The sequence below is a fragment of the Trichocoleus sp. ST-U2 genome (assembly GCF_039961875.1).
In the GTDB taxonomy this organism is placed as follows: domain Bacteria; phylum Cyanobacteriota; class Cyanobacteriia; order Cyanobacteriales; family FACHB-T130; genus FACHB-T130.
Map to the genome: position 1 here is coordinate 91,396 of NZ_JAMPJY010000014.1, position 17,169 is coordinate 108,564.

18 protein-coding genes are annotated in these 17,169 nt (G+C 46.7%); 9 read left to right on the forward strand and 9 right to left on the reverse strand.

Annotated features, from left to right (window positions below; translation table 11 throughout):
* Positions 1-195: 195 nt before the first annotated feature.
* Positions 196-408, reverse strand: coding sequence for a hypothetical protein (locus tag NC996_RS11995; protein ID WP_190410320.1), 213 nt, complete (start codon positions 406-408; stop codon positions 196-198).
* Between the two features lie 226 nt (positions 409-634).
* Positions 635-2,161 (reverse strand): site-2 protease family protein, encoded by a 1,527-nt coding sequence (locus NC996_RS12000; RefSeq protein WP_190687428.1) that lies wholly within the window; start codon positions 2,159-2,161, stop codon positions 635-637.
* Between the two features lie 259 nt (positions 2,162-2,420).
* On the opposite strand from NC996_RS12000, the gene NC996_RS12005 reads away from it, so the two are divergent.
* Positions 2,421-3,647, forward strand: a complete 1,227-nt coding sequence (locus NC996_RS12005; RefSeq protein WP_190687431.1) for a WG repeat-containing protein — start codon at positions 2,421-2,423, stop codon at positions 3,645-3,647.
* Between the two features lie 39 nt (positions 3,648-3,686).
* Here the strand turns inward: NC996_RS12005 and NC996_RS12010 are convergent, their stop codons facing one another.
* From NC996_RS12010 to NC996_RS12030, 5 genes are all read right to left on the reverse strand, one after another.
* A complete protein-coding gene (locus tag NC996_RS12010; protein WP_190687434.1) occupies positions 3,687-5,378 on the reverse strand; it encodes an NAD+ synthase in 1,692 nt (563 codons plus the stop codon).
* Between the two features lie 57 nt (positions 5,379-5,435).
* Positions 5,436-5,732 carry an isochorismate lyase gene (locus NC996_RS12015; RefSeq protein WP_190687438.1) on the reverse strand — a complete coding sequence of 99 codons (297 nt, stop codon included), beginning with the start codon at positions 5,730-5,732 and terminating at the stop codon, positions 5,436-5,438.
* Positions 5,733-5,885: 153 nt separating this feature from the next.
* Positions 5,886-6,632 carry an NUDIX domain-containing protein gene (locus NC996_RS12020; protein WP_190437823.1) on the reverse strand — a complete coding sequence of 249 codons (747 nt, stop codon included), beginning with the start codon at positions 6,630-6,632 and terminating at the stop codon, positions 5,886-5,888.
* Complete coding sequence (locus tag NC996_RS12025) at positions 6,605-7,192, reverse strand: nicotinate-nucleotide adenylyltransferase (RefSeq protein ID WP_190437826.1); 588 nt, start codon at positions 7,190-7,192, stop codon at positions 6,605-6,607. Before NC996_RS12025 ends, NC996_RS12020 begins: the two co-directional genes overlap by 28 nt.
* A 108-nt stretch (positions 7,193-7,300) precedes the next feature.
* Positions 7,301-8,710: a nicotinate phosphoribosyltransferase gene (locus tag NC996_RS12030; protein ID WP_190687441.1), complete on the reverse strand. Its 1,410-nt coding sequence runs from the start codon at positions 8,708-8,710 to the stop codon at positions 7,301-7,303.
* A gap of 474 nt (positions 8,711-9,184) precedes the next feature.
* Between NC996_RS12030 and NC996_RS12035 the strand changes: the two genes are divergently transcribed.
* Both NC996_RS12035 and NC996_RS12040 read left to right on the forward strand, forming a co-directional pair.
* Positions 9,185-9,337, forward strand: a complete 153-nt coding sequence (locus NC996_RS12035) for a hypothetical protein (RefSeq protein WP_190687444.1) — start codon at positions 9,185-9,187, stop codon at positions 9,335-9,337.
* Positions 9,338-9,638: 301 nt separating this feature from the next.
* Positions 9,639-9,773 carry a hypothetical protein gene (locus tag NC996_RS12040; protein ID WP_277878915.1) on the forward strand — a complete coding sequence of 45 codons (135 nt, stop codon included), beginning with the start codon at positions 9,639-9,641 and terminating at the stop codon, positions 9,771-9,773.
* Positions 9,774-9,834: 61 nt separating this feature from the next.
* Here the strand turns inward: NC996_RS12040 and NC996_RS12045 are convergent, their stop codons facing one another.
* Together NC996_RS12045 and NC996_RS12050 are read right to left on the reverse strand one after the other, a co-directional pair.
* Complete coding sequence (locus tag NC996_RS12045; RefSeq protein ID WP_190677232.1) at positions 9,835-10,527, reverse strand: hypothetical protein; 693 nt, start codon at positions 10,525-10,527, stop codon at positions 9,835-9,837.
* Between the two features lie 149 nt (positions 10,528-10,676).
* Positions 10,677-11,384 carry a diacylglycerol/polyprenol kinase family protein gene (locus tag NC996_RS12050; RefSeq protein ID WP_190687447.1) on the reverse strand — a complete coding sequence of 236 codons (708 nt, stop codon included), beginning with the start codon at positions 11,382-11,384 and terminating at the stop codon, positions 10,677-10,679.
* A gap of 57 nt (positions 11,385-11,441) precedes the next feature.
* Between NC996_RS12050 and yidD the strand changes: the two genes are divergently transcribed.
* From yidD to NC996_RS12080, 6 genes are all read left to right on the forward strand, one after another.
* Positions 11,442-11,687, forward strand: coding sequence for a membrane protein insertion efficiency factor YidD (gene yidD, locus NC996_RS12055; protein WP_190536054.1), 246 nt, complete (start codon positions 11,442-11,444; stop codon positions 11,685-11,687).
* Positions 11,688-13,811, forward strand: a complete 2,124-nt coding sequence (locus NC996_RS12060; RefSeq protein ID WP_190687449.1) for an AAA family ATPase — start codon at positions 11,688-11,690, stop codon at positions 13,809-13,811.
* 171 nt (positions 13,812-13,982) lie between these two features.
* Positions 13,983-15,218 (forward strand): serine hydrolase domain-containing protein, encoded by a 1,236-nt coding sequence (locus tag NC996_RS12065; protein ID WP_190687451.1) that lies wholly within the window; start codon positions 13,983-13,985, stop codon positions 15,216-15,218.
* Between the two features lie 273 nt (positions 15,219-15,491).
* On the forward strand, positions 15,492-15,878 hold the full coding sequence (locus NC996_RS12070; protein WP_339380396.1) for a GNAT family N-acetyltransferase: 387 nt from the start codon (positions 15,492-15,494) through the stop codon (positions 15,876-15,878).
* 360 nt (positions 15,879-16,238) lie between these two features.
* Positions 16,239-16,484 carry a hypothetical protein gene (locus NC996_RS12075; RefSeq protein ID WP_190410306.1) on the forward strand — a complete coding sequence of 82 codons (246 nt, stop codon included), beginning with the start codon at positions 16,239-16,241 and terminating at the stop codon, positions 16,482-16,484.
* 35 nt (positions 16,485-16,519) lie between these two features.
* Positions 16,520-16,855, forward strand: coding sequence for a DUF6176 family protein (locus tag NC996_RS12080; RefSeq protein ID WP_190687455.1), 336 nt, complete (start codon positions 16,520-16,522; stop codon positions 16,853-16,855).
* Positions 16,856-17,169: the final 314 nt, after the last annotated feature.

Here is a 17,169-nt window from a genome sequence, read left to right on the forward strand (position 1 = left end):
AGGGGCATGGCACAAACACGCCCCTAAAGGCATACCTATCATGCCTGCCATGCCTCTACTTAGCAATTCAATCCATAAAAAAATCAGAGCGATAAAGCTCTGATTGTCAAACTAAGTTCAGTGGAGTTTCAAAAAATTGTTAGAAATAATTGCGCGGCTATCAATTTATCAGCCAATCAATCAAAATTAGCCGAATTAGATGCCTTGACGAGAAATCAGCTTTTCAATATCCGCCTGAGTTTGCTGCAATAGCTGCTCGCGGCTATCAACAGCCTTGGTGAGAGTGGGAACTAGGTTGCGCGCTTGTAACGCCATGTGAAGCTGTAGATGCGCCACGTACTCACTAAAATCTTCACGAAATGAAGGAGTTGAGGATTGCTGTAAAGGCACGTTTATTGTGTTCTCCATCGTTATCTCTCAGCCGTTTGTCAACCTTAACGAAGTTATCATACCGTTCATAGTCTCTTCTAATTTTGCAATGAAGTTTAATCGTTTTCAGGGAAATTGTTTAAGAAATGTTAAATATTCTCCGGGACTGTTTAAACTTCTTTGCATTCCCCTGATTGAGCTGAGTGGGAGACAGGGAATAGGTGAGGACAGAACATTCACCCATTCCCAATTCGCTCCCCAATTTCTATCCCCCAATGCCCAAGCGTCCCGCTAAGCCTGGAGTGAGAGGTAGGAGAGTTGCCACTGTTAAAAACAGAGCCAACAGCCCCAAAGCCGCTCGCGCATCATCGGGTTCGGAAATCTCATTCAAGCTAGGGCGTTCTAGACCCCGTTGCAAGAACAGAATTACAATCGCCCAGTACAGCAGCAAAGGATTCGTCGGATTCACCAGAGAGACAATTCCTAGCAAAACTAACGTGGCAACGGTAGCGCGTCGAGCGATTTGGCGTCCGTAGATTGCCTGGACAATTCGACCCCCATCGAGCATTCCCGCTGGCATCAAATTGAACGCTGTTACCACCAAACCCAGCCAACCGATAATCGTCAGCGGGTGGACATCAACCAGGGTTTGCTGAAGACTAGAACCAAGGACAACCCGTGCTAGAGTACCCACCAAAATTGATCCCTGGAAAAACTCCGATGGCACCTTAAATAGACTGCCTTCGTGGGAAAGAATTAAACCGACGATTAGCATCAATAGGGAAACAATGCCACCAGCAGCAGGGCCAGCTAAAGCGATATCAAACAGCACTGTGCGATTGGGTAATAGCGATTCAAACCGAGTAATCGCCCCAAACGAGCCAATCTGTGCGGATGGGATGAAAAAAGGAAAACTTAGGCGAATATTGTGACGACGAGCTAGGAACCAGTGACCGAGTTCGTGAGTCACTAAAATCACCCAGATTCCGGCACTGATGGGCAGAACTTCTCCAAAGCGGCTTGGATTGCTGAAGAAATCAAAGCCGAGGAAAATTCCCGCCGTCTCTAAGCTAGCGGCAATGGTAGCGACGACGAGAACGCCTGCCAAGATGTTCTGCGGTAAGGTTGCTGGTTTCGGATCGTTGGTGCTGGGGAGAACAATCACCACCGGCTTCTCTTCCGGATTTTCTACTAAAAATAGCCGATAGCGATCGCCCAATCTCTCGTGCAAACTCGCAGACAAGCGGGAATGAACCGCCGCAGGTTCTCCCCGCAGATTTCCCTTGAAGATGGCTCCTTCCTGATAAGGAATGCTTTCGGTGGCAAAGAAGGTATCAATGCCAAAAATTCCTTGGATGTTTTTCAAGTCTTCATCTGGAATGGGAACCACTTCTTGGGAGACGGGATTGGTCGCCTCTTTTGGCGTCGCCGCCGCTGTCTCTCCCCCATTTTCCTCAGCAGTATCTTCTATCGGGTTGGATTCTTGCACCATTTTCAAGACCCGCTCCCGCAGTATGGCATCCTGACCGGCTGCTCGCAGTTTATTTCCGATGAAGATGTACAACCCAGCGGAGGCTATCAACATAAACAAGATGCTCACCAGGTTGAGATAAATCCCCGCCGCGAACAATCCAAAAAACAACAGCCAGGGAGACATCAACACCACTGACTGCAACCAAGCTAAGATGCCGAGTTTGCCGAATGACTTGGCACGGTAGAAGCCCCAACCCAGGATGCCTAAAGCCACCAGCACAATTAAAACTGTCGCCGTAGTTTCCGATCCAGTAAACATTTTTGATGAGGAGCCGTAGCAGCTATAGCCAACCAGTCTACTGTATTTCAATTTCTGATAAGGATTCAAGGTTACTCTTGGCTCTCGGTCGGGAAATGATTTCAATCTCTGCGAGAGATTCATCCAGCCATCTCCACACCACCCTAAATACAGTGCAATATTCGAGCGAGCTGAACCCAGCTTAAATTTCTTGAATGCCAAAGAAATGTCAAATAAATTTGGTTGAGATTAACGCCAATATTTACCTACTAAGAACCCTATGCTATTTAAAAAGTTAGAAGATAAGAATTTTAGTCAGTTAATTAGACTGGGATTAATTGCGATCGCCTTGAGCATCGTTCCGCTTACCGCCTGTGTCAGCTCCCAAAAATCCACCCAGCAACCCTCTCAAGCTTCATCACCGTCTTTAGCGCTAAAAAATGCCAGAACTGGCGATCGCGTTATTAAGCCGCAATTTGAGGCTGCTGGAAACTTCTCAGAAGGTCTGGCAGTCGTCACGATTAACGGAAAAAAAGGTTATATCGATAAGACTGGCAATATTGTCATTAAGCCGCAGTTTGATTTTGCTGAAAAATTTGAACAAGGAATGGCAGCCGCAAAAATTGGCAATCAGTTCGGCTATATTGATAAGACTGGAAAAATGGTCATTATCAATCCACCATTTGAGCAAGTTTTACAATTTTCCGAAGGACTTGCGCCAACCAGTATTGGCGGCAAGTGGGGCTATATCGACACGAACCGCAATCTGGTTATTAAACCGCAGTTTGCCGCTGCTCACAACTTTTCAGAAGGGTTGGCATCCGTCAGAATTGGCAATCAAGAAGGCTATATTGATAAGACGGGCAAGATAGTTATTAAACCGCAGTATAAACAAGCTTATCCCTTTAAAGAAGGGCGAGCAGCGGTATTTGATAATAAGTTAAAGATAGGCTTTATTGACACAACCGGCAATCTAGTCATCAAGCTACAATTCGATGGGATAAATGATGGTTTTTCCCAAGGGCTAGCACCCGTAGCAATGGGCAGTAAAATTCCTCAGCGTTGGGGTTATATTGACAAAACTGGGAAGTTTGTCATCCAGCCGCAATTTGAGTATGCTTCTCCCTTTTACCCAAACGAAGACCTAGCAGCAGTAACAGTTGACAAAAAGACTGGCTATATCGATAAAACTGGCAAGCTAGTTCTCCCGCCGCAGTCTTATTATGCAGGCAGTTTTGAGGATGGAGTGGCACTCATTTCAATGGGTGGTAAATATGGCTATATGGACAAAACCGGAAAAATTGTGATTCCGCCGCAGTTTAATGAAGTACGCGATCGCGGTGGTTTTTCCGAAGGACTAATCGCGGTAGAAATTGGCGGGAAGTATGGATATATGGACAAGACTGGCAAAACAGTCATCAAGCCACAATTTGATGCGGCTGGTTCCTTTCAAGAGGGGCTGGCACCCGTAAGAATTGGCAGTCAGTGGGGCTATATCAGCCGATAAAAAAGCCAAGATTGTTAGTTCCTAAAAATCAACTCCACGTCATGCGATCGCACTCCAACGACTCGCAATCGGCATTCGCCAGCCGGTGCCAAAAGCCCGATCGGTAATTTTCAGTCCAGGCGGTGCTTGTCGCCGCTTAAATTCGGCACGCGCGACTAATTGCATCACTTTATTGACAACGACTGGATCGTGACCAGCTTCGATAATTTGAGCGGTTGATTGATGTTCGTGAATTAGCCGCTGCAACATATCATCCAGAATGTCATAAGAGGGCAGAGAATCTTGATCGACTTGACCGGGTTTTAGTTCGGCACTTGGCGGTTTGGTGAGAATATTTGTAGGAATAATTTCACCGTTGCGATTCAGCCAATTACACAGAGAGTAGACGCGAGTTTTGGGCACATCAGCAATCACTGCTAATCCCCCATTCATATCCCCATAAAGCGTACAGTAACCGACCGCCATTTCTGACTTGTTACCCGTAGAAAGGAGGAGATAGCCAAACTTATTTGCGATCGCCATTAATAAATTGCCCCGAATCCGCGATTGAATATTCTCTTCCGCAAGCCCAAAAGCGGTTCCAGCAAACAGCGGTTCTAACGTTTGGTCGTAACCCTGCATCAGCTGCCCAATCGCTAAGGTTTGAGTGGGAATACCCAGCTTTTGGGCTAATTTCAGCGCATCTTCGACAGAATGATCGGAACTGTAGGGCGAAGGCATCAGGACGCCGAATACATTTTCTGCCCCTAAAGCGGCGGATGCGATCGCTGCTACCAACGCCGAATCCACTCCACCACTCAAGCCAAGCGTAACTTTGGAAAAGCCACACTTGCGGGCATAGTCTCTCACTCCCAACACCAACGCCGCCCAAATTTCTTCGTCTTCACTAGCTGCAAGCGGTGCGACTCCCCCGTTATCCTTGGTTGCTGAGGGGGAGATTAAATCCCGCTTTTCCTCATCAAATTCCAGCAGTACCAAATCCGTCTCAAAACGAAGGGCACGACACACCACTTCCCCGGCGTGATTCAAAGCGAAACTGCTACCATCAAAAATTAAGTCATCATTTCCTCCAACCTGATTGATGTAAATGCTTGGTTGGCGGTAACGGACAGTACTATGACGCAACATTGCTTCTCGCAAGTGATGCTTGCCAACACTATAGGGAGAAGCTGACAAATTCACCACCAAATCTACACCCAATTGAGCTAAGTCAGCAATCGGATTCACTGCATAGCTACGCTTTCCCCAAAATTCCTCATCGTTCCACAAATCTTCGCAGATTGTGACGCCAATGCGGAGATTATCGAGCGTAAAAGAATTTGGCTGAAGTCCCGGTTCAAAATATCGATATTCGTCAAAAACATCGTAGCTGGGCAACAGTCGCTTGTGAAAAATTTGCTGTATTTTGCCCTGTTCTAAGCAGGCAATACTATTAAATAACGGTTTACCTCCAGCGGCGTGCGCCTCCGGATTTGGGTCTACCGTACCCACCAACACCGCTAAATTGGGTGGCAAATCCTTTGCTAGCTGCTGCAACACCGTTGCCATAGACTCGACGAAGCCGGGATTCAGCAGCAAATCTCGTGGCGGATAGCCGCACAAAGAGAGTTCCGGCGTCAGCAACAAACGGGCACCTTGCTGAGTTGCCTGTCTTGCCGCCTCTAGAATTTGTTGGGCATTGCCGGTGAGGTTGCCAATTGTGGGGTTGAGTTGAGCGATCGCAATTTTCATATTCAGTTATCACCTGCGTCGTTCTGATTATTTAAACTAATTTTTCAATCGCAGCAATTAGGATTTAGATTGCCAATGTTTTAATTCTTCATTCATAAAATAATTAATCAAATCTTGATATAGCTTTTCAATTACATCTGGATTTAAACCTTGTTCTTCAGCCCAAAGACGTCTTTGCTGCAACATCGACTGAACCCTTTCCGGGGCTTTTACACTAGTTTCGTTTGTTTTAAACTTTGCCGCCGCTTTTACATATTCAAATCGTTTACCAAAAGCTGCGATAATTTGGCGGTCAATTTTATCAATCTCCTGACGAATTTCTTCAATATTTGAACAATTTTTGGTTTGTTTCATAATTGGCTTTCCTTATCTAATTTTTTATTATTAACGCAAAGGTTCGCAAAGGGTAACGCAAAGAAAGATAAAATTAAATTATTTTTTTAACTTGGCGAACCTTTGCGCGAACCTTTGCGTTAGCGAAGCGGCGCGACAGCGCTACCTTTGCGTTTAAATAAATACCAACGGTTTATCCTTAAACGGAGCAAACGCTTCAGCATCAAATCGATACAAACTCGCCGGACGCCCCGCCCCTCGCGAGACTTTGACTTTGGTATCGTAAAGAAAACCCAGCTTCAAGAGTCGGGCGCGAAAATTAGAATAATCCGAGAAATTTTCACCTAAAACGGTCGTGTAAAGCTGATATAAGTCACTCAAAGTAAATAACTCCGGCAACACTTCAAAGGCGACTGGGCTATATTCCAATTTATTTCGCAGACGCCGATGACCATACTCTAAGATTTTATGATGGTCAAAGGCTAATTGTGGCACTTGCTCTAAAGGATACCAGGCAATTCCACTCACTCCATCGGCAATTAATTCAGCTTCTTCAAATCGCACTAAAGCAAAATAACTGACCGACAGATAACGAACTGCGTAGCTTTCTTCGCATTCCCTCGGATCTCGTCCAGGCCCGCCAAAGGTGTATAACTGCTCTAAATACAGATTTTTCACGCGAATCTTTTCAGCCAAAATCCGATAGGCGGCATCTTCTAAAGATTCCCCTTGCCGCACTAAAGTACCGGGCAAACTCCACCGATCGGAAAAAGGTTCGTCCTGCCGCATTACTAACAAAACTAATAGTCGGTTTTGCGCCGTATCGACTGAGAAAATCACGTTATCGACTCCGACTTTAAAATCCGCTAATGCCGGTTTTTTTACCGAATCTCCTATCTTTTTCGAGCTGCGTCCTCGCATTCGTATAAACGTTCTCTGTGAATATAATCCTCAACGGTCGTCGTCAAGGCTTGTCTGTTGCCATTCTCACGATAAGCTGTGGAAGAAACCGCCGGTGGTTTGATGTCAGCGATCGCAATCTGCGCCCCTAGTTGCCTCAGCGCTTCCAAATCAGAGTCATCTATCGCATATCCTGGTCTAGGCACCACAAGTAGATGCACTTGCTGCAATAAATCTTCAACTCTATACCAACGCGGCATCTGGTTTACTAAATCCGAACCAATGACGACGGTAAAATCTGCCGACATCCCCCAGCATTGCCTAGCCTTCTGCACCGTCTCCAGAGTTCTAGGGCTACTGAATTCCGGATACAGCCCAATATTGTGGCAACTCGGATGAATTTCCTCAATCAGCAACCGTAGCATTGTTGAGCGATGTTCTAGCGGCGTTTGATGCGATTTAAACGGATTATTTGAAGCCCAAACCGCCACCCAATCATAGTGTTGCGACAGCCATTTCAAAATCGCTTGATGCCCAGAAGTTGGCGGGTCAGCACTCGTACCAAACAAAGCAATTCTCATTATTTTCTTACTTCCTCTTACTTCCTCTTCTTTCCTCTTTCTTCGCGCTCTATAGCGCTAACGCGCATGGCTTCGCTAGGGCGTCTTTGCGGTTCGTTCCCAAATCCCTTAAGCAGCGCGACGAGTTTTTTCCATCAACTCCAGCAGTGCAGCCGAAACCCCCACCAACGGCGACACAGGCGAATCCAACTGACGAGTCTCCGCTGGTAAACTCCCTACCGAAATAGCAGTTCGTTCTCGAATTTGGGTTAAAGATTCTGGTAGAAACACCCGTTCGCCTTGCTTAAACATCGGCTGCAACAAAGGCTGCTCAAACTGCGGACTTTCCGTCACCAATCCCAATCGATCTCCTTTCATCAAATTGCCCTCAAAGCAGCGAAAAATCTGCTTGCGACCGGGATAAGTTAACTTGCCATTCGACTGTTTCATTACAGGAATGCCATCAATTTCAACCAGTTTATACACTCCATTAACTGGGGTTCCTGTAACCAATCGAGTTCCCAGTCCATAACCATCAATGCAAGCACCCTCTGCTTGCAATCGGGCAATTTCCCACTCATCCAAATCGCCACTCGCAAAGATGGGAACATCCGGTAAGAGCGATCGCACTTGTTTGGATAACCCTACCAAATCACCAGAATCTAACCGCACCCCAGACAATTGCATTTTTCCGGCGTCAATCTTTTCTGCCAGCATTTGGGCAGCGGCAACTGTGTCGTAGGTATCAATCAACAACGGCGCACCCGGAAAATATCGATGGAAGGCGGTAAAAGCCTCTCCCTCACTCCCAGCAGTTGCTGTCAGCGCCATCACCAAAGCATGAGCCATCGTCCCGCTGGGCTTTTGACCCAACTTGATCGCTGCCAGTACATTAGAAGTCGCGTCCAATCCAGCCGCCAATGCCGCCCTGGCTGCCCACAGAGACGCTTGGGGGCTAAAAGCGCGCCGGGTGCCAAATTCCAGCAGCGTCGCTTCTGGCCCCGCGACATCCCGTATCCGCGCCGCTCGTGTGGCAACTAAAGTTTGATAATTAATTGTATTCAGCAGGTAGGTTTCCACCAGCTGAGCTTGCCAAAGGGGGGCTTCCACCCGCAGCAGCGGCTCGTTGGCGAACACGGCGGTTCCTTCTGGAACTGCCCAAACGTCGCCGGTGAACCGAGCATCTGCTAAGAGCGACCAAAAACGCTCTGGTGCCCGATCGAAAATTCCGGTCGCTTGCAAAGCCACTATCTGGCTGGGACTGAAGCGGAATTTCTCCAGATAGTCCAGCGCCTGTTCCAACCCCATCGCAATCAAATAGCCAAAGCCAGCGGGTAGACGCCGCGCAAATAGCTCAAAGCTTGCCCGTGTTTGATCTAAACCTTCGCCGGTGTAGCAAGCTGCCATTGTCAGCTGATACAGGTCGGTTAAGAGACTGTAATCTTCAGAAGCGATCGCGAGTTCCCGATCTTCTACCCTAACCGGCTCCTGAAGCAGGTTAGCAGGATGCTTTACAAGTCCGTCCACGGAAGTTCTCATAGTCTTGCTTCCTAGCAAGTGTGGGTTCTCTAATTATAGTAATATTCACCATAATAGTGTCAAGGCATTTTGATGAGTTCTTCAAGAAGATGGTTTCTGAAGAGAGCTTTATTGCCATCTTCAGGTCATTCTTAGGTTATATACATTATTCTTAATAGTATTTTGACTCAAAAGCTACAGAAAAGGGCAGTTGATGCCAAAAAGACACAGGAGAGAGCATGGCGGCGTTGCCCATTCGCCCTTAACCACCAACCATCAGTTTCTAGCGTTAATCGTGCAAAATCTAAATGAATTTAAAAGTATGTAGAAATCTTAAGTAAACTAACCGCCGACTTAAGTATAAGCAAAGTATTGCAAACCTAATCAAACAAGTATTGCAAATTACCTCAAATTATCCAGCCGTATTCATAATAAAAGTATCAAAGGCTAATATACATTTCATCGAATCCCCAAAGGAATCTGGAGAGTAAAGATATGAGTCTTACCGGAATGTTTGACAATATCATCCAATATTTTTCTGGCGCGATCGCTCGCATCTTTGGACTAAGCGACGATGCGTATCCTGTGACTGGCGTGCAGCCTTTTACAGGGGAACCGTTTAGAGCACGTCGCGGAGAAGATTGGTAGTCAGCCTGAATGCTTTTTTCTATATTGTTGGATTCAAAAATAAGAAATTTGGTGGAGAAAGAGACTCTTTCTCCACCAAATTTTATGAAATAATTTTTAAAATTATTCTTCTGATATGGCTAAAAAGTCCCACCAGAACGTCTTTTAATGTGTCAGTCACCTCAGACTGCTCTGTTGGATGGTTTAACATCCCTTTGGTGGCTGCAAAGCAGGGGAAACGACAAAAACCCTGTACCACTACTTAACGCTCAACTGGCGCTCAACTGGCTTGGTTAGCCCATATCCTGAGAATGGGCAATGAATGACCACTCGCCGCCTAGACGCCGTTCTCCTAAGTGGGGCAATTCGCAGGACAAACAGCAAAACGCCTGCTATGGTCGGGCAATATTCGGTGGATGAGGAAAATTCACGCACCGAATATTGCATAGTTCTATAGTGACAAGCGTTCTATAAAATTGTACGGAATTTAATACAAAAGTTAGAGCTTATTTAAAGTTCTAAATACTCATTTGACGTAGCTGATGTTGTTCCTGGTTAAACTGCTTTTGTTCGGGGGTTAATACGTCATAATCAATGGGCGATCGCATATCCCACTGCACTCCTGCCAATAGCAGTAAAGTCCCCGCCATTACAAGACCCGTGGTGAGAAATTGCCAGCCTCCGACATAAGGCAAGATCCCAATGCCCAATAGATGAACGAACCCGTTAATCAGGAAAGTACGCGATCGCATTCCCATCCCCGTAAAAAAGTAGCCAATGGTACTTAAACCCAGCCAAAACTGACACAGGTTCATCAGCACCAACCCCCAACCCAGAAAAATACCCAAGTCAGTTAGCACCACCCCGAATAACATCAGTGCAACCCAGCTATAAAGCAGCCAGCGCAGGCGTTCTACTTTCACCCAAAAGTGAGTCAACACCACCATCCCCACCGTACCGACTAAGGTAAGTGCTGACCAAAACATCGCTTGCACGTACCAGCTAACAGGTAAAAACTGAGCATTGATAAAAATTGCAGCGGTAATCCAACCCCAAACAATAAACGCCTGATCGATTCGAGAATAAAAGCTCGAAATCAGCGTTTTATTTCCAACTTGCAAGTGAATACGTAAAAGCCCCTGACGATCCTGAAAATCAAGGGCTTCCTGTTTGCTACGGACAAGCGGTTCGGCAGGATTAAAAAAAGTCATTGACATCCATCTTTGGAGATAAATTGAATAAAGCGGGAGTATGTCCCTAGATAGGCTTCTTCAACTATCTTAATGGAAGCAGAAAATTTGTAATCTGGGATTCTACGGATATTGCAACCAAACTAACTGTTTGCTATTTATCGAAAGTGTTAGCTAAGTAAAAGCATCTGAGTCAAGAAAAAAGCGATCGCGGCACTGCCTACAGGAACCGTCAGATTGTCGATGCCGAACCAGGAGAAAGCTTCTAAGAGAGTAGCAAAGAAAGCAACGAAAATCGGCACTACCCACGTTTGCCAGATATTGCCCTGGACTCCCAGAAAAATCAAGCTACTAACCCCATAGCTAACCAGGAACATCGTCAGCGAGCCTTCCCAACTTTTACGGATGTCCCAAAATTCATAGCGATGCTTACCAAATCGTTGACCAATGAGAGCAGCTAAGCCATCCCCCCAAGTCATCACCAAAATTCCCAGTGCTGCATATTGGGGTTGGTTTAGAGGCCAGAACCAACCGATTAAAATGCCAATACTGAGGGCATAGCAAAATGTCCCCCAGCTCTTGCGCCCAACGCTGTTAATGCCTGGGAGGATCGGAAATTTGTATGACAAAAGAGCCACTGCACTCGCGAAAATTGAAGCCGTAATCCCCACCCAAGCGGGAAGGTTCAGCCACCAGGCAAGCAAAATCACATTGCCCGTGCCAATGTGAACCACCTTCCGCACCTTTTCCGGTTCGGTAGAAGTGTAGCGATGCAGCCCTTCTGCCAGTAACACAAGAATGCCCAGGCAAGCCCCAACTAACCCAATGTGGAGCCATAGATCCGGAATTGATTCTAACCACAACACGGATTTACGCAAAGATTGAATTATAAAAAAAAGCTCTCCTTACCAATCTATTAGATCCAGGGCACAGTAATGAAAATATTACTAATTTGGCTAATTCGGGGATACCGAGTGCTAATTTCTCCCCTTTTGCCCCCAGCGTGTCGGTTTCAGCCGACTTGTTCCAAATATGCTTTAGAGGCGGTAGAGAGATTTGGCCCTTGGCGCGGCGGCTGGATGGCGATTCGGCGCATCTTGCGCTGCCATCCCTTCCATCCTGGCGGTTACGATCCGGTGCCACCCGCCGCTTCTGGGGCGGTTAAACAAACAAAAGAGTAAATGAAGTCATCGCGGGTATCAGATCGTCTAGAGGAGTTGCGTCGTAGTCGGTTTGTAGGACGCGATCGCGAACAAACTCTATTTCAGTCGGCGCTGGACGAGGCGCAATTACCTTGGCATCTCCTCTATATTCATGGTTCGGGTGGTGTTGGCAAGACGACTTTGCTGCGCGAGTTTGCCTACATCTGCGAACAAGCGAAAACGCCAGTCGTCTACCTAGATACCCGTAATGTCGAACCTTCACCCGACTCTTTTTTCAGCGCCCTCCAGATGGTTATCGGTCTGGAGCATCAAAACCAGCTTTGGGAGTGGTTTGCTTCCCAACCCGGTCACTGTGTCATTCTGATCGATACCTACGAAACCTTAACGCCACTAGAAGACTGGCTGCGGGAATTTTTCTTACCCCAGTTGCCGGAAAATGCCCTCGTCGTTCTCGCGGGTCGTCAACCCCCGTCATCTGCTTGGCGTGCCGATCCAGGATGGCAGGCGTTGATGCGTTTAATATCCTTAGATAACCTGAATCCAGAAGAAAGTCGGGCGTATCTGACCAAACGTCAGATTCCTGTCGAACAGCATTCCTCTGTTTTGAACTTTACTCGCGGTCATCCTCTGGCAATGTCCCTAGTTGCGGATGTTTTTGCCCAGCACGGCAATATTGATTTTCGACCAGAAGCCGCACCAGATGTGGTGAAAACTTTATTAGAACAATTTGTGCAAGAAGTCCCCAGTCCGTTGCATCGGGCAGCATTAGAAGTTTGTGCTTTAGTGCGTTTAACTACCGAAGCACTGCTGTGTGAAACTCTCGCGATTCCCGATGCTTACGAGTTGTTCAACTGGCTGCGAGGACTTTCGTTTATAGAATCGAAATTACAAGGTATCTTTCCCCACGACTTAGCACGGGAAGCAATTTCAGCTGACTTGCGCTGGCGAAATCCCGAACGCTATGCCGAACTGTTCGGTCGTGCCCGTGGTTATTACTGCAAACGTATCCTGCAAACTCAGGGTTCGGAACTAGAACGCGCCCTATTTGATTATGTTTTCAAAAGTCCGCAAGTACGACAATTTTTTATATGGCAAGACAACAACTTGCTGACCGACACCCTGCGCGAGAGCGATCGCTCGGTGCTGATGGAGATGGTGACGACTCATGAGGGGGAAGCTTCTGCCCAGCTTTTGGCACATTGGTTGGCGCGACAGCCTCAAGGAGTGTTGGTGTTTCGCCAGTCGGAGGAGGGAACTCCTCTAGGCTTTATGATGATGCTGGCTTTGGATGAAGCTAGTTTAGAAGATTTACAAGTTGACCCCGCTACTCAGGTGGTATGGAATTATATCCAGCAGCAAGGAGCATTACAACTTGGTGAGAAGGCTACGTTCTGCCGCTTTTGGATGGCTGCTGATACTTATCAAGCTGTTTCCCAAATTCAAAGCCTCATCTTTATCAAAATTTTTCGGCACTGCGTCACGACTCCCGGCTTAGCTTTTATTTTTACAGCGATCGCTCGACCGGATTTCTGGGAATTGTTTTGTACGGCAGCCAATATGCCGTTGCTGCCAGAAACATCTTTTGAAGTGGGTGGACGGCGTTATGGTGTATCCGCACACAATTATCGAGTTTTTCCCGTATTCAATGATTTGTTGGAACTGCCAGCTTGGGCGATCGCGATCGCTCCACCAGGAGAGGGGGAGATCAGGCAAGGGAAGGGAATACCAATCCCCCATTCCTCATTACCACTTCCCAATTCCCCTTTAAGCCAATCTGAATTTGCCTCTGCGGTGCATCAAGCTTTGCGGGATTTCGTGCGACCGGAGGCACTATTACATAATCCTTTAGCGCGATCGCATCTGGTTATCGAACGTGCAGGCACCAATACTCGTGCAGCAGAACGAATTGCCGCCTTACAAGCGCTGTTGCAAGAAGCGGTTGAATCGTTACAGCGATCGCCCCGCGAAGCCAAATTTTATCGCGCTTTGGATCGCGCCTACCTGCACCCCGCTCCATCCCAGGAACGAGCCGCAGAAATATTAGATATATCAATCGGCACCTTTCGCCGTCATTTGAAGGCAGGAATTGTGCGAGTCACAGAGATTATGTGGCATCAAGAAATCGACCGACTGGAAAACTAATATCAAGCATGTCGCTTTTTGAAGACAAGCCAATGGCTAATGCAAGAGTGACTATTAGCCATTAGAAATTGATCGCTTTTCGATCGAGTTTCGATCTGGAATTGTATAGCTTTCTTTCGCCAAACTAAAACTAACCCAAGCAAAAATTGTACTTGACAAGGAATGGCGAATATGTACTTTTCTCAAATAGCTGCATCAGTCGCTGTTGCCGCAACCGTGGTTCTTGGTATCTCAGGCAGCACCGCGATTGCTAGTAAAGCAGTGTCAAGCACGACAGCACCAAAGGCAGGCAGCTCGAATCTTATTTCATTGCTAACGGCTCAAAAACACAGCAACTCACCGACAAACACTGTATCTGACAAACTCGCTCGCCAACTCCAAGCAACACTGGACAAAACCCGCTTGGCAGCGGGAATTCCAGGTAAAGGAGGAGTAGCTGGTGCAACTTTAGCGATCGCCAGCCGCGACGAGGGACAATGGTTTGGGTCTAGTGGTGTAGCTGACCTGGCAACGGGAACCTCTGTGGCTCCACAGGATCAATTCCGCATCGGGAGCGCCACGAAGACATTTACGGCAACCGTTGTGCTGCAACTGGTGGATGAAGGAAAGCTCAAATTAGACGATACTTTAGACAAATGGCTTCCTTCAATTGCCAAAAATATTCCGAACAGTAACAAAATTACAATTCGCCAACTCTTGAACGGCACCAGCGGCATCTACGATTACTTAGCCGACGACAGCGCGATTTGGCAGGATATCCTTCAGAATCCATACAGAGACTGGAAGCCAGAGGAGCTTGTTTCCTACATTTACGGACGACAACCAACGATTGGGAAGTGGGTCTATCCCAACACTGGTTTTATCTTGCTAGGGATGATCGTTGAAAAGGCGACAAATTCCAGCCTAGCTAGTCAAATAGAAAATCGAATTATTAAACCCTTAGGGCTGAAAAATACCTTTTTTACTGCTAGAACCGATAGCGTTCCGGGGGGAATCGTTCATGCATATTGGGATATCTACCCTCAGGATGGAATTGATGAGGATCTTACATCTGTAAATATGTCAGTAGCATGGGCTGCTGGCACAATGGTTTCCAATACGCAAGACCTGATTCGCTTTGGCGATAAACTTTTCCGGGGTAAATTGTTGAAATCTCGCACCCTCAAGGAAATGCTTACCTTTATCGACTTGGGAAGCGGTTTCGGATATGGGTTGGGGATTTGGTCTAACGACACCCCTTGGGGAAAAGCATGGCGAATCAGCGGGAGTGGCATCGGGACTGCTGCTGCGCTGTGGTACTTACCTAATCGAGGGCTTACCGTAGTGTCTTTGTCAAACCAAGAAGTCGGACAGTATTTTACCTCTATCCGCAATGCCACTCTAGAGTTAGTGCTGGGGAAACCGTAAGCAAGGCGATCGCACTTTCGTACCTAAACCCAGCATCCTAGCAGGACTGATGATACTCAGTGCTGGGTTCTTAGCTCCGCGCCAGCGCCGAATCAGTGCAACCAAGAAAACTTCGTAGAGTTCAAATCAGACAGGCAAACATAAAATATGGCGATCGCGATTCGGAACGCCCTGTCACAGGATTTCGCCCAAATCGAGCAAATCTCGGTTGCAGCTTACCAGGAGTAAGCACGCGCCCTAGCGCCCGGTGGCTGGGAGGTGATGCAGGGGAATTTGTCCCAAGTCGCAAAGAGAGCCGAGCTAGCTCAGTTAATCGTGGCACACGAGGATTGTCACCTCGTCGGGACAGTGGCGTACTTTGCGCCTGGTAAGTCAGACGGCAGGCTGTTTCCGCCCCAGTGGGCATCCATTCGCTTGCTAGCAGTATCCCCTTCCCATCGCGGAAAGGGAGCCGGACGACTGCTCACCCAGGAGTGTATTCAGCGTGCAAAAGCAGACGGTGCCTGCGAAATTGGAGTGCATACGAGCGAGTTGATGACGGTTGCCAGAAAAATGTATGAGCAAATGGGATTTCAGCAGGACATCGAACTCCCACCTATGTTTGGTCTTCGGTATTGGCGTTACGTGCTACCGCTGACCAAAACGCACGAACCATGCTAGCGATCGAGAAAATCACCCGATCGGGTGAGTCCATAGGATGAGGTTTACTAGAACCGCTTCTTGTAAGCTAGGTAGGAAACTTCTATAGCCCTTCGGGGAGTAAAAGTTTCCTACCTAGTGTGGCAGATTAACAGGATGACCCATCTAAAAGCCGGTTGAACAGCCAGCCATTTCTGAATCGCTAACGGCTAATAATTCATTGCTATTAGCATTCGCAAAACCAGAAATACATAAAGCTGCGATCGCCCAAGTTTATTAAAATAACGGTTGAAAACACTGAATTTTTCTGGCTGGCGCGAACTGATAGCTACTTAGTTTTCCGGGTCATATTGTTAATATAAAAATTTTTGAGGGGTGAATATGTCTCTGATCCGCGACCTTGTACAACAGGCTCTGACAACAGGTTATTTAACCATTGCAGCAGAAAATCAACTGCGACAGCTTTTAAGAACTAAGTATGGCCTGGAAGACTTCAACGCTTTCATGGCCTTACAGACGGCTGCAATGTCTGGTCAGGTGAAGCAAGAATCGCGGGAATTAAGAGGTTTACAGCAAACTTTCTGTAAAACGAATAAGCAACCTAACACGCAATACGCAATTCGGTAATTTTTCAATTTTATCCATCCATAAAGGGCAAGTTAATGGCGGACACCCAATGCTTAAAAATTCGGATTAAGCCAGGATTGACCCTCCCTGTAATTGGTTGGCTCAAGAACTTGAACAATCAATTGGATGAAGTGCGGGAATTGCTGAGGAACGAAGGAGTCATTATAGAATCCATCTTTCTCGAACGCAGCCAAGATGGAGACTATTTGATTTTGTATCAAAAGGCAAAAGATTTAAGCAAAGCTAGCGAAACATTCCATGAATCTAGCTCTCCACTCGCCTTGGCTACTCAGAAATTCATTAGCGAAACATGGGGAGACATCCAGCCCCTAGAATTAGTCATCGACTTAGAGGGGATGACAGAAGTTTAGGTATTGCGGAAATCAACTATCAAGATTACGCTAGATACAGCAATTTTTTGATGAACCGCGAAGTCGTGTTGGCGTAGCCTCCGCGTTAGCGCTTAGGGCGCGAAGAAAGAAAAGAAAGAAGATTTTAAGGGATGAATTAAGATTGTTATTGTGGATTCTAGCACTGTTAATTTTTTATTAATAATTATTTTCTAAGTTTGATATAGATATTTAGCTTTTAAATCTTTTTATCTCGTTATTTTGAAGCGTCGATTAAACTTGTCTAAAACTACTGATAAAAATACTGCATATTTTGAATATTTCACGCCAGACGG

Coding starts and splice junctions, on each gene's coding strand:
- NC996_RS12015 (WP_190687438.1), bottom strand. CDS start 5,732: ATGAAACAAACCAAAAATTGTTCAAATATTGAAGAAATTCGTCAGGAG.
- NC996_RS12075 (WP_190410306.1), top strand. CDS start 16,239: ATGTCTCTGATCCGCGACCTTGTACAACAGGCTCTGACAACAGGTTAT.
- NC996_RS12005 (WP_190687431.1), top strand. CDS start 2,421: ATGCTATTTAAAAAGTTAGAAGATAAGAATTTTAGTCAGTTAATTAGA.
- NC996_RS12025 (WP_190437826.1), bottom strand. CDS start 7,192: ATGAGAATTGCTTTGTTTGGTACGAGTGCTGACCCGCCAACTTCTGGG.
- NC996_RS12030 (WP_190687441.1), bottom strand. CDS start 8,710: ATGAGAACTTCCGTGGACGGACTTGTAAAGCATCCTGCTAACCTGCTT.
- NC996_RS11995 (WP_190410320.1), bottom strand. CDS start 408: ATGGAGAACACAATAAACGTGCCTTTACAGCAATCCTCAACTCCTTCA.
- NC996_RS12080 (WP_190687455.1), top strand. CDS start 16,520: ATGGCGGACACCCAATGCTTAAAAATTCGGATTAAGCCAGGATTGACC.
- NC996_RS12060 (WP_190687449.1), top strand. CDS start 11,688: ATGAAGTCATCGCGGGTATCAGATCGTCTAGAGGAGTTGCGTCGTAGT.
- yidD (WP_190536054.1), top strand. CDS start 11,442: ATGAAAATATTACTAATTTGGCTAATTCGGGGATACCGAGTGCTAATT.
- NC996_RS12035 (WP_190687444.1), top strand. CDS start 9,185: ATGAGTCTTACCGGAATGTTTGACAATATCATCCAATATTTTTCTGGC.
- NC996_RS12000 (WP_190687428.1), bottom strand. CDS start 2,161: ATGTTTACTGGATCGGAAACTACGGCGACAGTTTTAATTGTGCTGGTG.
- NC996_RS12020 (WP_190437823.1), bottom strand. CDS start 6,632: ATGCGAGGACGCAGCTCGAAAAAGATAGGAGATTCGGTAAAAAAACCG.
- NC996_RS12040 (WP_277878915.1), top strand. CDS start 9,639: ATGACCACTCGCCGCCTAGACGCCGTTCTCCTAAGTGGGGCAATTCGC.
- NC996_RS12065 (WP_190687451.1), top strand. CDS start 13,983: ATGTACTTTTCTCAAATAGCTGCATCAGTCGCTGTTGCCGCAACCGTG.
- NC996_RS12045 (WP_190677232.1), bottom strand. CDS start 10,527: ATGACTTTTTTTAATCCTGCCGAACCGCTTGTCCGTAGCAAACAGGAA.
- NC996_RS12010 (WP_190687434.1), bottom strand. CDS start 5,378: ATGAAAATTGCGATCGCTCAACTCAACCCCACAATTGGCAACCTCACC.